Raw genomic sequence first — 13,804 nt, 5'->3', positions numbered from 1 at the left:
CCCGGTGTTGTGGTCAGAGCATCAGTTGGTGGCCGGACTGCCTTGCTCGATAAGTTTCGACACATCAGAGACGGTAAATGACCCCGGTTTCTGACGCGGCGGGAACTCTTTGAAGCTTTGCAGCATTTCAGTGGCATATTTCTGCGCACCGCCAAGCAGGAACAGGCGATCATAGAACCAGTGGTTGTAATCCATGCCATCGGTGCCTTTTTCCAGCGGATCGATTTTCAAATCAAAGATCAGTGGCACACGCAGTTTAACGAACGGGTATTTCCACACATCCATGCCTGAACGCTCCTGAATCATGAAGTGTGCTTTCCAGCGACCGTAGCGCATCGCCAGCAGATCACCGTCATCACTCCAGTAGAAGAATTCTTTGCGCGGATCCTCCTGCGTTTTACCGGTGATGAAATCAAGCTGGTTATAGCCATCCAGATGCACTTTGTAGGTCATCGCACTGGTTTTATAACCTTTGAGTAACTGCTGTTTAATGTCCGGCACGCCTGCTGCAGCAACCAGCGTCGGGAACCAGTCATTACTGCCGAAGATGTCGTTGATCAGCGTGCCCGGCTTAATATGTCCCGGCCATTTGACCATCGCCGGTACGCGGAACCCGCCTTCCCAGCCGGTGTTTTTCTCACCACGGAACGGTGTGATACCGGCATCAGGCCAGGTGGCCGTCATCGGGCCGTTATCGGTGGTGTAAACCACAATTGTGTTGTCTTCAATGCCGAGGTCTTTGATTTTCTTCAGTACTTCACCGACGATTTTGTCGTGCTCCACCATGCCGTCAGCGTAGTCACCCAAGCCGGTCACGCCTTTATCGGCCGGTTTTATATGGGTTTTGTTATGCATACGCGTGGTGTTGTACCAGGTAAAGAACGGCTTCTTGGCTTTGACCTGCCGCTCCATAAAGTCGTTGTTCGCCGCCAGCGTCTCTTCATCAACGGTTTCCATACGCTTGATATTTAACGGGCCGGTATCCTCAATTTTCCCGTCCGCGCTGGACTTAATGACGCCACGCGGGCCGAACTGTTTTTTGTATTCAGGATCCTGCGGATAATCCGGGTTCTCCGGTTCTTCTTCCGCATTCAGATGGTAAAGGTTACCCATGAACTCGTCGAAACCATGGGCGGTAGGCAGAAACTCGTTACGGTCACCGAGGTGGTTCTTACCAAACTGGCCGGTGGCATAGCCAAGCTGCTTAAGTATGCTGGCAATAGTAGGATCTTCTTTCTGCAGTCCCTGCGGTGCGCCGGGCATCCCAACTTTACTCATCCCGGTACGGAACGGCATCTGCCCGGTAATGAAGGATGAGCGACCGGCGGTAGAGCTTTGTTCCGCATAGTAAGAAGTGAACTTGGCACCTTCGGCCGCAATGCTGTCAATATTGGGCGTTTGATAGCCCAGCATTCCCTGATTGTAGGTACTGACGTTCCAGTACCCGATGTCATCACCGAATATCACTACAATGTTGGGCTTCTGATTGTTCTGCTCCGGCGCCGTCGTGGTATTGCTGGCCGGGGCTGCATAAGCGCTGGTCGCACAGCAGGCAACAGACAACATTGAGGCAAGCAGCGATTTGCAAAATGGCACTTTTGACATTTCTGTGCTCCAGATAAGTGGACTCTCGTAGGAAAGGCATAGGTATCGCCCGCCCGGTCAAATCGTTCGACAGTAAGTTATGTGATGCGCCTCCTTAGTTGGCCGGGTCAGAAAGTTCGGCTGTAGTTGATGCCTAAGAAATAGAGAGCAGGATTGTCATAGCGTCCTTTGACCAGCGGCGATGCGACCTGTGACGAGTCAATGTGCGCGTATTCGAAGGCGGCGCCGAGGCTGCTGTCAGGATCGAGTTGGTAACGCGCACCAATGCCCCAGCGCCAGGTGTCGCCAGACGGCATCGTCAGAGAGGTATCCTGCTGGTTGCGGTAGAAGCTGCTGTCAAAGGCAACGCCGGTGTTTAAAGTCCAGTCAGCAGAGAGTTTGAACTGGGTGCCGAGTGCGAGGTGCCAGGTATCACGCAGACGCCCGTTGTTGCCCACCTGATTGCCCGCCACGGTTATTTCGCTGTTGCTGTAAACGCTCCAGTCCTGCCATCCCGCATCCCCCATGACAGCCCAGCGATCGTTTAACTGATGGAAAACACTGAGCATAATTTGTTGGGGCGTATTGACGGTTGCTGCGATAGGCAACGTCCAGGAAGGGGAGTTATTCAGCTGGTCAAGACGGACCGTGTTGTTAACGTTGAAGTGATAATTGGTCCGGCTGGTATAGGTTAATCCGGCACGCGTTTGTGGGGTAAACTGCCATAACGCACCTATTTTGCCGTTGAGCGCCCAGTCATGATCGGATAGCTCATCGCCTCGGGCGCGCTTGATTTTTAGCAGGCCATAGTTAATTCCCAACCCCGCACCGAGAGAGAAGGCATCATTGATTTGCCAGGCCAGCGCGGGCATCAGCGTTACGGCCAGCAGCGTGCTGTCTTTAATCAGGTTGTCACCAGCCCAGTCACCGAAATGCAGGCCAAGTCCGTAGTTGCCATAAAATCCTACTCCAGCACTGACAGTTGGGCTGATCCGTTGCGTGTAGAAAGCGCTGCCACCGGGAAACCAGCCAATGACATTCCCAGGGCTGTTACCACTCAGTTGTGCATCGTCGTACAGCCGGTAAGGCGCGTCACCATATAATGCCTGCGCCCCCAAAGTGAGCATTTTATCTGGCAAAAGGGTCATGCCAGCAGGATTGGTAAAAAGCGTTGAGGCATCCTGCGCACGCGAAGCCTGACCTGCACCGGCCAGGCCAATATCATCAGTGCCAATTTCATATAGATAAAGTCCACTCGCGCTTGCAGAAGAAAGATTAAATAAAAAGGCCAGGGCTATTATTTTGCGCATGGGACTCTCTCTTAAACAGGGTTAAGAACATCCGGTCACATTAATCCATTAGTCTTTCAACAATCCTCATGCCACTTAACTCAAGACTGCTCGTGGTATAGAAAGAAAATTGAATTATCTCTGGTAGCAAAATAAGAATCACCCGAAGCGGGGGAAGAGGTCGGGCATTATGAGAATTAAACACAACCCGAGGATAAGACAGTTTTATTTACATTTTGATATTTAACTTAGCCAAAGTTTGAATTTCAGCAACATGAATGTAAGGAATTAGTAAGTCGACTCGCAAATTTTTTGATGAAAATCAAATTTACACACGGATGAGTGAGGTTAGTGGTAAATGCATCTTATTTCATTGAATTACAAAGGCTTTAAAATAGGAGGGGATCACTTTATAAATACATTGCTATAAAATTAAAATCATTGGAATCAAGGGGCTATCGATCTGGTGTTTAATGGGTTTTTTTTCGGAATTTCGCCAATAAGATTATTCTTATTGGCGAAGGGTGGGTTTTAGAAAATTTAAAATGAAGAGGCTTTCCAAACCTTAACCACCATCCATGTATAGTGGGCTCTCAAGTCAGGCTATAAAACTCACATTCAGCATTAGAAGCGCCAGTTGGGTATTAATATTTTAATTATTTGCTTTTAACGGAATCCAGGCTAATCATTTTAGGGCGGTTAAAGAAGTCTAATATTTCAAATCACAAGGGTGAAATAATGAAAAAGATTTCGGTAAGTTTGATAGCTCTGGCCTTAACGACTGTGGTGTGTTCATCAGCTTTTGCTGCTAAGGAAATCACAAAAGAGGAAGCAAAGCAGTATGAGAAGGTAGGCGAAGTCAGCACGACAAAGGAATACACTGCGCCATCAGATGCTATGAAAGATATTTCACAGAAAGCAGATGAGTTAGGTGGCAAGTATTTCGTCATTACTTCTGGTAATGAAGGCGACAAAATTCGTGGCACTGCGACCGTTTATAAATAGTAGTTTGCTATGCCCTGGAAACGGGGCATGACCCCTAGTAAGATTGTGGCCACTAAAGCGGTCAGCGCCTAACTGCACTGCCTCAGGAATTAGAAAGGCAATTGTTGTTGCAAGCTGAAATCTAAGCCAGATAGAGCGCTTAAAAAAGCCCACAGGAGCGGGCAAAGAAGTCCTCAGGCTAAGTCATTTCGTACGCAACACGTTTGCTGTGTGTTACGGATTAATCATAATCGAGCGGTACTGTTTTGCTATAAGCCGCGCGCAAAATTTCATCGCAAAACCTCAACTTCAGAATTCTGCCATTGAGCCGTTTCTTATATCGAAGCTTAGCTGCAGGCGTACCTTAGAGAATTTACAACAGGAGGATGCATGGACATTGAGGTTTGTGACCTGGCGATGGATGCAGTACGCAGCGTTATGGGGCAGGCGGTTATAAACATGCTTGACGAAGGTATACCGATTACGAACGATTCACTGGTCGGTTATATGGCCGCAATGTTTGAGGATGAGACCAGAAGTTGCGAGGCAGAGCTGGCAATGTATCTTTTTGGTGTAAGCAAGCACTGAGCAGTGCCTGCTGGATTTTGATTATGCCTGTGGCTGACCAACCGGCCCCTTGCTCATTGGCCCGCCGGGAACAGGTTGCACCGGATGTACCTTAGGCCGCCCATTGGGACCAATCGGCCTCTCAGAGTGATAGCATCCCGATATAGTCATCAGGCTCATGATAAAAATCATCCCACCTAAACATCTTTTCATTCAATCACTTCCACATTAATAGCAACCAGGCGTTGCATTGAACCCTGGAATCTTCCAGGCCAGTGTCAAAATCCTGCGTCACATAAAACTAAATTTCCTTTTCCGCCAACCCCTTCGCAAAAACCTGATGCAATCGACTTGATCGATCCTGGTGATCAATATTACTGTATTTATATACAGTATCTGTCAGGGAGGGTGATGACCATGCCCCGCGACTACGAAATCAAAGACGCCTTTAGGTTCGCAATCAAACGCGATGCCGCTGGCCGATACACCGTCAGTACACTCGATTTTGTCACTGAGCTTAAGCGGCTCAACTGGCATTACACGCCACGCGAAGCCAACAACTGGATAGAAGCGCACAAGTCAGTTTTCCGGGATATTTCCACAGCGGAAGGTGATGAGCGCGTGTTTCAGGTGTTCAATCCAAACGGTTGAGAATAAATAAAATATTAAATGTTCTTTTAATTTTGTTCTGAAATTCATCAATTGAGACTACAGCCATGAAGTTCTACAAACCTGCAAAAATCCGCGCCATATTAGCGCTGCCATTATTTATTGAGCGCGTCCCATGTGGGTTTCCTTCTCCTGCACAGGACTATGTTGAACAGCGAATCGATCTTAACAGTCTGCTTGTCAGCCATCCCAGCTCAACTTATTTCATCAGGGTAAGCGGTGACTCCATGATTGACGGTGGCATCAGTGATGGCGATATGCTGGTGGTGGACAGCTCAGTGAAAGCTGATCATGGCGACATTATTGTGGCGGCCATCGAGGGAGAGTTCACGGTGAAACAGCTCATGACCAAACCTTGCCTGCACCTGAAGCCAATGAATCCAGCGCACGCTATCATTCCGGTCAATGATCCTGACCAGTTTGAAATTTTTGGAGTGGTCAAATACTCGATTAAATCGATGGCCCGGTAATGTTCGCGCTGGTGGACGTTAATAATTTTTATTGCGCCTGCGAGAAGGTTTTCCGACCTGACCTGTGGGGAAAGCCAGTGCTCGTTTTAAGTAATAATGACGGCTGTGTCATTGCCCGCAGCGCGGAAGTCAAAGCGCTGAATATCCCCATGGGCGCACCTTACTTTAAGCTTAAAGATGAAATACGCAGACACAAGATTCACGTGTTTAGCTCCAATTACGCGCTGTATGCAGATTTTAGCAATCGCGTAATGACAACATTGGAAGCTATGGCGCCATCCGTCGAGGTGTACTCAATCGATGAGGCCTTCCTGGACTTGGCAGGTCTGAGAAATTGCCGGGTTCTTGAAGATTTTGGGCGAGAAGTTCGTGAACGCGTCAGACGCAACACGCATCTGACAGTGGGCGTCGGTATCGCCCAAACTAAAACGTTAGCAAAATTAGCAAATTACGCTGCCAAAAAGTGGACGCAGACCGGCGGCGTTGTTGACCTGTCAAACATTGAGCGCCAGCGGAAGCTGATGGCGCTGGTTCCGGTCGAAGAAGTATGGGGTGTTGGCCGGCGCATCAGTAAGAAGCTAAATGCTATGGGCATCATCACCGCGAAAGACCTGTCGGAGCAAAGCACATATGTCATCCGTAAGCACTTCAACGTTGTGCTGGAGCGAACGGTGCGCGAGCTGCGGGGAGAGCCTTGCCTCGCGCTGGAAGAATTTGCGCCAACCAAGCAGCAAATTGTCTGCTCCCGATCCTTCGGCTCCCGCATAACCGAGTATATGGATATGCGTCAGGCGGTTTGCTCGTATGCAGAGCGCGCGGCTGAGAAGCTGAGAAGGGAGCGCCAGTATTGTAGTCAGGTAGCGGTGTTTGTCCGGACCAGCCCACACGCTGAAGGTGAAGTGTTCTATGGAAACCAGGCGATGGGTAAGCTGCTAACGCCCTCCAACGATACGCGCGACATCATCAGAGTTGCTATGCAGGGTCTCGACCATATATGGCGGGACGGGTGCCGCTATATGAAAGCAGGGGTGATGCTGGGCGATTTTTACAGCCAGGGCGTTTCTCAACTCAATCTCTTTGATGAATTTAAGCCGCAGGCCAACAGTGAGGCGCTGATGCGTGTTGTTGATGGCCTAAACCAGAGCGGGAAGGGGAAGTTATGGTTTGCAGGTCAGGGGATCCAGAAATCCTGGGAGATGAAGCGTGAGATGCTGTCACCGGCATACACGACGCGGTATGAGGATCTGCCCGTGGCGAAGTGAAGTTTACTACTGCCCGCTGCAGTAGTCTGAAACGATAACCGAAACCCGGAACCACGTAGAAATGTCTTAATGATTGAAGTCACCCGGCGACAAATCTCATCTTCCCAGGTTTTATGGCTTTAATGGGGCTTTGCCGATAGGTATCGCCAGTAGCTGACTGCAAGAGAAAAGAAGGAAAAGCACGCTCCTGTAATGAGGCTGCAGTTGATTGGATCATTCACATTGATGTTAAAAAACAGTGCAACCAGTGCCGAACCCACAATCTGACCCAGCAGCCTCGAGCTTCCTAACAGACCGCTGGCGACGCTGGTATTTTCATCGTTTACTGAAGTCATGATGAGATAGTTATTCGGTGACTGAAAAAGTCCGAAGCCCGCACCACATAGCGCGACTCGCCAGATAATATCAATATTTCCGGGTACCACCGGCAGGGCAGCGGTCAGCAGCATGCCGGCAAACAACAACCCAAGACCTGCGGCTCCAATGATATTACAGTCGTATTTTTTCAGCAGATTGCCTGCCAGAACCGAAGTAAACATTGTTGCCAGTGGCCAGGCAGTCAGAAGTAACCCTGTTGACGCGATATCGCGATGGAGCACATTGTGAAGGTAGAAGGGCAGCGATACATAGGCCAGCAGTTGTGTTGCATAGGAGAGCGCTGACATCAGAAGTGAGAGGCTTAACGTTTTACTGTGAAAGACGGTTAGAGGTATCAGCGCCTTTTCGACCTTGTGCTTCTGGTTCAGGTAAAAAGTTTCCAGTAACAATACAAAAACAGTCAGGCTCCCCATCGCAAAAAACATCTTCTGCCGCGTCAGGCCGAAAACAGTGCATGAGAAAAGGAGACCAAGCATAAATACGAGGGTGGCTCCTGTTCGATCAAACGATCCCTTTTCAGCCGGGCTCGTATTCAGAAAGACCACGCTAATCAGTACCGATACTGCCGCAACAGGTACATTGATAGTGAATAGCCAGTTCCAGCTCGCCACAGCAAGGATGGCAGAGGCTATAGATGGCCCGGCCGCTGCGGCAACAGAGACCAGCATAACGTTCACGCCCAAACCTCTGCCCAGCAGGCTTGCGGGATAGATAGCTTTGATTAGTGCCGCATTTACGCTCAAAATCGCTGCTGCACTGAAACCCTGTACCACGCGAAATACCGTCAGCATTTCCAGACTTTCAGATAACGCGCAGCCCAGTGATGACAGCGCGAATAAGAGTACGCCTGCATTGAATACGCGCGTGATACCCACTGATTTTCCCAGTGCCGCCAGTGGAATCATTGATGCGACCACGGCGAACTGATAAGCATTGACGATCAGAACGGAGTCGGATTCACTGATTAAAAACTCTCGCGCAATGACTGGGAGCGCGACGTTGGCGATTGTACTGTCGAGCATCGCAATGACCGTGCTTAACGATACTGCAATGATGGCCATCAGGTTCAGTGTGTTACCCGTGCTAACATCCTTATTCATGGGTTTTCCTTCGTCATAACGGCTTTGTAAGAGAAATGGTTAAACCAGAATATATCCCTTCCGGACAAAGGTAGCCGGTTATGGCACTGGCAAAGGATATCGGGACGATGCACATATTTGCGCACATGAGATGCGTAATCCTGAATTTATTCGCGATGAAAGATCGTGAGGGCTAAGGATGTTTAAGCCGGATTAAATGACTAATTTTAGCTCACAGGCATTTTTCGGTCTGTTGTAACAGGATGATGAATGACATCATTAGTTATCACAGCTTCCATTCTGAACAACAGCATTATCAATTAACGAGGCTGTTACCTATTCTCGTCCACGAGTCGGGTATGATAGAAGCATAAGGTTGATGACAATATTGATACTTACGCCAATAATACAGATCGCGAGTTGTTGATCAGGATATATCTGGCACAGCTTTTTGCTGACATCGAGGCAGGTATAAATCGTTGCTGCAATAATCCAGCCCTTGATAAGGTAATTCATGTGTAATTCTCCTTCAGAGTACTGAATACGTCCGCATTATGATAATGTTAGCCTCTGCTGTAATAATTTTCAGGGTTGTAATTATAAAAGCTGACATAAAATCTTCCCTTAGTGATGTCGAGTTCTCAGATGTTATCGTTCCAGTAAGAAAAGACAAGCATAATTTTTTCTGATTAACTTATATCATTTTTATTTGAGATTAAATAATGAGTGCTGGCTGGCAGTATTGATATCTATGTTTTGATGTTGTTTTTATTTTTTACGGAATTAAATAACCTGTGTGTGTTACTCTTGGCTGGGGCGCGTTATACCCGACCTGTAAATTTGCATAATTTGACGCCGCTAAGATATACCCAAGCGTAATTATTAGTGTGCCCGGTTTGACGCCGGTGAATTGGTCAAAGGACTATGACGGTAAAGTTCATATGATGCCAGCTATCTGGCTACAGATGTTTCTACTGGGGGCATAGGGCATAGGGCATAACGGCATCAGAACTCCTGCCGGGCAAGATAAATTGTTCACGCTAAGCAGCGCTACATATTTCATTTCAATAAAAAATTCTCGAATATACTTTCTTCACACCCGCGCTTTGTCATGAAGCGCAAAGCGCAGTTATCCTCTGTTAATATTGCTTTTTTTATTTTGTCCTTTTTTTAAACCTTTGAGTTTTTGGTGCTTTCTGTAGGGATCCAGTCGATGGGATTTTGCCTCATCTCCAGAGATGTTTTTATCAGGTACTGCAAAGATGAAATTTTCATACCCTCCGATATAACCGGTGTGGGCCGTATGAACAGCGTCAGGGTATACGCGCACATGATTATCACACCTGGCATTGCATTTCGGGATTGAATATATAGCAAGAAAGAATGTGTACATAAATGTTTTTAACATGATAGTTCGCTTGGTTACTATTAATGATCGAAGGGATTTTACGCCTGAGAAATACAATTCGTCAATTCATCTTTCTGTATACATTATCTCAGAGATACTCCTGAATAATTCTCTTAAAAAATACATGATTAAAAATTGGTGTGTTTTTGCAAGAGCATGAATTTAAAGTTGTTAAATTATTTTATGAGTGTTGCGTCAGGATGTAACAATCGGTCAGGCAGTCTCATGAAGTATTGATTGAATGGTATTATCATGTTCTCATCATAATTCCAAGACAGTATAAATAAGCTCTTCGATTCGACAGGTTAGGGAAGATATTATAATGCTCAGTAAAAACGGTTACCTTCTTGTGCTCGGTGAGCGAAATATTGAAACATTTGGTTTATTCAGTCTTATTGATGACCTGAGCTATCTGTACTCGACGCATGCTGTTTATGTCCGGGATGAACGTGATTTCTACAGAAGGCAGGCCTGTTTTCGCGAAGATGTCAGTTTTAGCGCTATCGTGTGCATTTCAGCGAACATATTCTTTCCGGAATGGTTTAATACATTTCTCTTTCTGCAAAGAAAAACGCATGGGCGGATTTTGATTTATATCAATGATGAGAGTTATGTGTGTGACGGAAAAAAACGGCTTATCAGCAGGGTAGCTCACGCTGATTGCATCCTGTATTCATCTATGCAGGTAAACAGCCTCAGAGTTGCACTCGTGGATGCATTGAATGGCCGAATAAGAAACGATCACGCATGCTGCCTGTCGTTGCGCGAACTCTCAATTATCGATGGTTACATCAAGGGTGTTAAAGCTCCTGCCCAGTCTGTCCTGTTAAACGTAAATGTCAAAACCATATACCAGCACAGAAAAAACTGCGCTAACAAACTCGGCCTGAAAAGCCTAAAGGACCTGACCAGGATGTAAGACAACGTGACCAATACATCCACGATTTCCGGTTAATGTTTTCATCAGAAATTATGCGTGTTCAGGAGAGCATCGTGCCTTTAGTCAACATTTATAAAACAGACTGGTTCAAAGTGCTTTGCGACATCAGCAGGGCCGGGTTCTCGCTTCAGACCATTGCTTACGAACTGGATGTCGCTACCTCAACACTCATCGGCTGGAAGCAAGGCGCAAGCCCTCGCCATCATACGGGTGAAGCACTGATAGATATCTGGATGAACGTGACTGGCAGGGACCGAAAGGAGTTACCCAGGGTTGTCTGCAAGCGGGCGTTTATCCACAAACCGCTTTGCATCGTTTCACCGAATTCAGAAAAGTGAACGTCTCCATCGCTACAGTCCGTTGCCTGTATCACTTCATTCCTGATGCAGTGCAACGGAGTCAACATGAATCTCGAACACCTGATCAAATTTCACAACCCAAAATCTGTAACGCATGGAAATGTGCCGTTGAAAGGCTCATGCTCATCGCTAACCACCAGTGATGTGATGGCTGCAGCAGGCATGCTGCAGCACCGTGCGGCGCTGGGCTATGCAGCCTTTGCAGGAAAAATGAATCTGAGCAAAACTGAATCGCTGCGTGCGGTGAGCCTTCTGAGTATTTATGCGCGGGAGCAGGCGCAACATATTCCTGCGCTCAATAAGCTGACGCCGGCAGTCAGAACATCTGTCATTAACCACATGTCGGTGTGTGCTTTCATGGAGTTTGCACGCAGTGCTGCCACTGAGAATCAATGTCCTGTCTGTCGTGGAAAAGGCATTCTTGATAATGGCCTGTGCCCGTGCTGCAAGGGTAAACGGAAAGTTCGCGCTGCCTGTCCATCCTGTAAGGGCCGTGGCGAAGCCGTTAACCGCCGCGAGTCAAAGCTCCGAGGTGTACCCGTTTATCAGCCCTGCAAGCGTTGTAGTGGGCGAGGGTTTAGCCGGATCCCTTCGACCCATATTTTTGGCATTATTAGTCACATCACTACCGAAATATCGCTGGATACATGGCACAAAAGCGTCAAATCATTCTATGAAAGTCTCGTAACCAAACTACTGACGGAAGAATCATGGGCGGAGAAGCAACTGAAACAAATCACTAAGTAGTAAGCGATATGTTTTCTGGCGATTATATAGCTCACTATTTACATTTCCATTTTATGTGGTATCTTGCGCCCAACCGTGGGGTATTGCCCTTCAGAAAACTACGCAGGATACGGTAGTGTGCCTGACAATCTTTTAATCACGCCTTCGTTTTCATCATAATACTCTGCACAACTACTCTCGATGCCAATTTCCTCATGGCATTCACGAACAGAGCCTCGCTTGAAAGCGGGGCTTTTTGCTTTCTGCATCCAGTAAATGATATGGCCTGAGGCGATATTCATTTTCCTGGTGTATCTGCGCCTCACCTTAACGAGTTAGGGCTCATGACTTTCACAATGGACAGGCTTACCTCTGGCGCTGCTTACAGTACTTCGGCAGGGCTGGTATCCAATGGCATTCTGACCTGGCTCAGCCCGGATGAATGGAGTGCCTTTGGCGTGCTGACCGGGATCGCACTTGCACTCCTCACACTAATGATTAACTGGTTTTATAAGCGAAAAGTTGCCCTCGCACAGATTGAGGCCTTACATCATAAATCTTGCGATAAAGATCCGCGCGAGGAATAAACCTTGGCCATACCACAAGCACTGCGTCGAAAACTGATTGCTGCTGCTGGCGGCGGGGCGCTGATGATTGCCACCGTATTGCTCAGTGGCAGAACAGGTATTGAGGGGCGGGTTTACGAGCCTTATCTTGATGTAACTGGCGTCCTTACGGTTTGCGACGGGCATACAGGTGCCGATATTATCAGAGGTAAAAGGTACACCGATCGCGAATGCGAACGCCTGACGTGGAATGACATGCAGCCAGTCAGGCGAACGGTTGATGACCTGGTAAGCGTGCCGCTAAACGAGTACCAACGGGCAGCACTGTACAGTTTCACCTATAACGTCGGTACTGAAGCCTTCTCAAAATCCACCCTTCTGAAAAAGCTCAATGCAGGCGATTACAATGGAGCGTGCAATGAATTACGCCGCTGGGTATACGCCGGAGGCATGAAGTGGAAAGGCCTGATGAACCGACGCGATATGGAGCGTTCTCTCTGCCTGGCGGGTGGTGCAGATGACTTTTAATTCCGGTGTATTTATCACATCGATTGCCTTAAGCAGCGTACTGGCGGCAGGCTCAATAGCCATTTATTACCGCAGCAATGCCATAACCTATCAGGCCCAGCGCGATAAATTAAAAGGGCAGTTAACCTCAGCTAATGAAACCATTAACGATATTCAGAGACGGCAGCGCGATGTTGCTGAGATTGATGCGAAATACACTAGGGAGTTGGCCAGTGCTCAGGCGACTATTGATAATCTCCAGCATGATGTTGCCACTGGCAGGCGTAGGTTGCAGTTCTACACATCGGGTATGCCGAAGCGAAGCACCTCCCCCGCCAGCATGGATGATGCAACCAGCCCCAGACTTACTGACTCCGCTGAACGGGATTATTTCACCCTCAGAGAGCGAATCGAAAAAATCACCAAACAACTGACGGGCCTGCAGGCGTATGTGCATGATCAGTGTGTGAAATAATCTGTGAAAACCGCATATTTCTATGCGGCAACATTTCACTGATCTTTTTTGGCTTTGAGGTTCGCCTCTCTGATTAATTGCTCTGCTTCATCCATTGATGAAGCTTCGAAATCAAATCCGCCAATTCGAATCCCTTCTTCATCATAGTAAATGACTTCGTAACGGGCATTTTTCATCAGTTCAATTACTTCAACGAGCCATTTCATTACTATTTCCTTTTTAGATAAAGGGTAGTGATACATGTCAACTCTAGAGGCTTGCACTTTTCTCTGCTATCAGCGTCCTAAGCGTGTCAATTGCTGAATTACCAGCAGCCTGAACATTTTTGGCTCCCTCTTAGTCTTTGTGATTATTGACGGCGTGATTGGTTCTTAACTCGGCTTGCAGGATGTAGCCATTTAGCTCATCAACAGACTTGTCACGCAAAACAGCCAATAGCAAAAGCTTAAGATATAGATTGTCAGTTAAAAGTTGATTCAGAATTGCGTTTAGATCACCAGATGTACTCATTAATTCCTCTCCTTAGTTATAAATACGGCAC

At 47.5% G+C, this 13,804-nt stretch carries 17 protein-coding genes; 11 read left to right on the top strand and 6 right to left on the bottom strand.

Features of this window, described 5'->3' with window-relative positions; all coding sequences use genetic code 11:
• Positions 1 to 21 precede the first annotated feature (21 nt).
• Together AC6I8A_RS22220 and AC6I8A_RS22215 are read right to left on the bottom strand one after the other, a co-directional pair.
• Positions 22 to 1,605 carry an arylsulfatase gene (locus AC6I8A_RS22220; RefSeq protein ID WP_497819208.1) on the bottom strand — a complete coding sequence of 528 codons (1,584 nt, stop codon included), beginning with the start codon at positions 1,603 to 1,605 and terminating at the stop codon, positions 22 to 24.
• A gap of 107 nt (positions 1,606 to 1,712) precedes the next feature.
• Entirely contained in the window at positions 1,713 to 2,894 is a 1,182-nt protein-coding gene (locus AC6I8A_RS22215) for an OmpP1/FadL family transporter (protein ID WP_497819207.1), read from the bottom strand.
• 717 nt (positions 2,895 to 3,611) lie between these two features.
• Between AC6I8A_RS22215 and AC6I8A_RS22210 the strand changes: the two genes are divergently transcribed.
• The 5 genes from AC6I8A_RS22210 to umuC all read left to right on the top strand — a co-directional run bounded on the left by AC6I8A_RS22210 (position 3,612) and on the right by umuC (position 6,825).
• On the top strand, positions 3,612 to 3,878 hold the full coding sequence (locus AC6I8A_RS22210; RefSeq protein WP_280171981.1) for a YdgH/BhsA/McbA-like domain containing protein: 267 nt from the start codon (positions 3,612 to 3,614) through the stop codon (positions 3,876 to 3,878).
• A 369-nt stretch (positions 3,879 to 4,247) separates the two neighbouring features.
• Positions 4,248 to 4,445, top strand: coding sequence for a hypothetical protein (locus AC6I8A_RS22205; protein WP_497819206.1), 198 nt, complete (start codon positions 4,248 to 4,250; stop codon positions 4,443 to 4,445).
• A gap of 396 nt (positions 4,446 to 4,841) precedes the next feature.
• On the top strand, positions 4,842 to 5,075 hold the full coding sequence (locus AC6I8A_RS22200; RefSeq protein ID WP_008101736.1) for a hypothetical protein: 234 nt from the start codon (positions 4,842 to 4,844) through the stop codon (positions 5,073 to 5,075).
• Between the two features lie 65 nt (positions 5,076 to 5,140).
• On the top strand, positions 5,141 to 5,563 hold the full coding sequence (umuD, locus tag AC6I8A_RS22195; protein WP_497819205.1) for a translesion error-prone DNA polymerase V autoproteolytic subunit: 423 nt from the start codon (positions 5,141 to 5,143) through the stop codon (positions 5,561 to 5,563).
• Entirely contained in the window at positions 5,563 to 6,825 is a 1,263-nt protein-coding gene (gene umuC / locus AC6I8A_RS22190; RefSeq protein WP_497819204.1) for a translesion error-prone DNA polymerase V subunit UmuC, read from the top strand. The genes umuD and umuC overlap by 1 nt, the downstream gene beginning before the upstream one ends.
• A 119-nt stretch (positions 6,826 to 6,944) precedes the next feature.
• Here umuC and AC6I8A_RS22185 read toward each other — a convergent pair whose 3' ends face one another.
• Both AC6I8A_RS22185 and AC6I8A_RS22180 read right to left on the bottom strand, forming a co-directional pair.
• Positions 6,945 to 8,303 carry an MFS transporter gene (locus AC6I8A_RS22185; RefSeq protein ID WP_497819203.1) on the bottom strand — a complete coding sequence of 453 codons (1,359 nt, stop codon included), beginning with the start codon at positions 8,301 to 8,303 and terminating at the stop codon, positions 6,945 to 6,947.
• 1,108 nt (positions 8,304 to 9,411) lie between these two features.
• A complete protein-coding gene (locus AC6I8A_RS22180; protein ID WP_497819202.1) occupies positions 9,412 to 9,690 on the bottom strand; it encodes a hypothetical protein in 279 nt (92 codons plus the stop codon).
• 322 nt (positions 9,691 to 10,012) lie between these two features.
• Here AC6I8A_RS22180 and AC6I8A_RS22175 point away from each other — a divergent pair, with 322 nt between their 5' ends.
• The 6 genes from AC6I8A_RS22175 (at position 10,013) to AC6I8A_RS22150 (ending at position 13,263) form a co-directional block, all read left to right on the top strand.
• Entirely contained in the window at positions 10,013 to 10,609 is a 597-nt protein-coding gene (locus tag AC6I8A_RS22175; protein ID WP_277976409.1) for a hypothetical protein, read from the top strand.
• A 74-nt stretch (positions 10,610 to 10,683) separates the two neighbouring features.
• The gene (locus AC6I8A_RS22170) at positions 10,684 to 10,968 is read left to right on the top strand and encodes a hypothetical protein (protein WP_277976408.1); all 285 of its coding nucleotides are present in this window, start codon (positions 10,684 to 10,686) and stop codon (positions 10,966 to 10,968) included.
• 66 nt (positions 10,969 to 11,034) lie between these two features.
• On the top strand, positions 11,035 to 11,736 hold the full coding sequence (locus AC6I8A_RS22165; protein WP_497819201.1) for an antitermination protein Q: 702 nt from the start codon (positions 11,035 to 11,037) through the stop codon (positions 11,734 to 11,736).
• A 323-nt stretch (positions 11,737 to 12,059) separates the two neighbouring features.
• Positions 12,060 to 12,302: a phage holin gene (locus AC6I8A_RS22160; protein ID WP_101761628.1), complete on the top strand. Its 243-nt coding sequence runs from the start codon at positions 12,060 to 12,062 to the stop codon at positions 12,300 to 12,302.
• A gap of 3 nt (positions 12,303 to 12,305) precedes the next feature.
• Positions 12,306 to 12,809, top strand: coding sequence for a lysozyme (locus AC6I8A_RS22155; RefSeq protein WP_497819200.1), 504 nt, complete (start codon positions 12,306 to 12,308; stop codon positions 12,807 to 12,809).
• Positions 12,799 to 13,263, top strand: coding sequence for a lysis protein (locus AC6I8A_RS22150; RefSeq protein ID WP_497819199.1), 465 nt, complete (start codon positions 12,799 to 12,801; stop codon positions 13,261 to 13,263). Before AC6I8A_RS22155 ends, AC6I8A_RS22150 begins: the two co-directional genes overlap by 11 nt.
• Before the next feature lie 35 nt (positions 13,264 to 13,298).
• Here the strand turns inward: AC6I8A_RS22150 and AC6I8A_RS22145 are convergent, their stop codons facing one another.
• Together AC6I8A_RS22145 and AC6I8A_RS22140 are read right to left on the bottom strand one after the other, a co-directional pair.
• On the bottom strand, positions 13,299 to 13,469 hold the full coding sequence (locus AC6I8A_RS22145; protein ID WP_154183786.1) for a hypothetical protein: 171 nt from the start codon (positions 13,467 to 13,469) through the stop codon (positions 13,299 to 13,301).
• Positions 13,470 to 13,599: 130 nt separating this feature from the next.
• Entirely contained in the window at positions 13,600 to 13,773 is a 174-nt protein-coding gene (locus tag AC6I8A_RS22140) for a hypothetical protein (protein ID WP_497819198.1), read from the bottom strand.
• Between the last annotated feature and the right edge of the window lie 31 nt (positions 13,774 to 13,804).

Source organism: Pantoea sp. X-Soil-ISGK-275, assembly GCF_059730795.1.
Note: the sequence above shows the minus strand (reverse complement) of the source record. Positions and strands in the feature narration are given on the sequence as shown.

Bases quoted from the DNA above. Each gene is read 5' to 3' on its own strand.
- AC6I8A_RS22220 (WP_497819208.1), bottom strand. From the start codon at position 1,605: ATGTCAAAAGTGCCATTTTGCAAATCGCTGCTTGCCTCAATGTTGTCT.
- AC6I8A_RS22215 (WP_497819207.1), bottom strand. From the start codon at position 2,894: ATGCGCAAAATAATAGCCCTGGCCTTTTTATTTAATCTTTCTTCTGCA.
- AC6I8A_RS22210 (WP_280171981.1), top strand. From the start codon at position 3,612: ATGAAAAAGATTTCGGTAAGTTTGATAGCTCTGGCCTTAACGACTGTG.
- AC6I8A_RS22205 (WP_497819206.1), top strand. From the start codon at position 4,248: ATGGACATTGAGGTTTGTGACCTGGCGATGGATGCAGTACGCAGCGTT.
- AC6I8A_RS22200 (WP_008101736.1), top strand. From the start codon at position 4,842: ATGCCCCGCGACTACGAAATCAAAGACGCCTTTAGGTTCGCAATCAAA.
- umuD (WP_497819205.1), top strand. From the start codon at position 5,141: ATGAAGTTCTACAAACCTGCAAAAATCCGCGCCATATTAGCGCTGCCA.
- umuC (WP_497819204.1), top strand. From the start codon at position 5,563: ATGTTCGCGCTGGTGGACGTTAATAATTTTTATTGCGCCTGCGAGAAG.
- AC6I8A_RS22185 (WP_497819203.1), bottom strand. From the start codon at position 8,303: ATGAATAAGGATGTTAGCACGGGTAACACACTGAACCTGATGGCCATC.
- AC6I8A_RS22180 (WP_497819202.1), bottom strand. From the start codon at position 9,690: ATGTTAAAAACATTTATGTACACATTCTTTCTTGCTATATATTCAATC.
- AC6I8A_RS22175 (WP_277976409.1), top strand. From the start codon at position 10,013: ATGCTCAGTAAAAACGGTTACCTTCTTGTGCTCGGTGAGCGAAATATT.
- AC6I8A_RS22165 (WP_497819201.1), top strand. From the start codon at position 11,035: ATGAATCTCGAACACCTGATCAAATTTCACAACCCAAAATCTGTAACG.
- AC6I8A_RS22160 (WP_101761628.1), top strand. From the start codon at position 12,060: ATGACTTTCACAATGGACAGGCTTACCTCTGGCGCTGCTTACAGTACT.
- AC6I8A_RS22150 (WP_497819199.1), top strand. From the start codon at position 12,799: ATGACTTTTAATTCCGGTGTATTTATCACATCGATTGCCTTAAGCAGC.
- AC6I8A_RS22145 (WP_154183786.1), bottom strand. From the start codon at position 13,469: ATGAAATGGCTCGTTGAAGTAATTGAACTGATGAAAAATGCCCGTTAC.
- AC6I8A_RS22140 (WP_497819198.1), bottom strand. From the start codon at position 13,773: ATGAGTACATCTGGTGATCTAAACGCAATTCTGAATCAACTTTTAACT.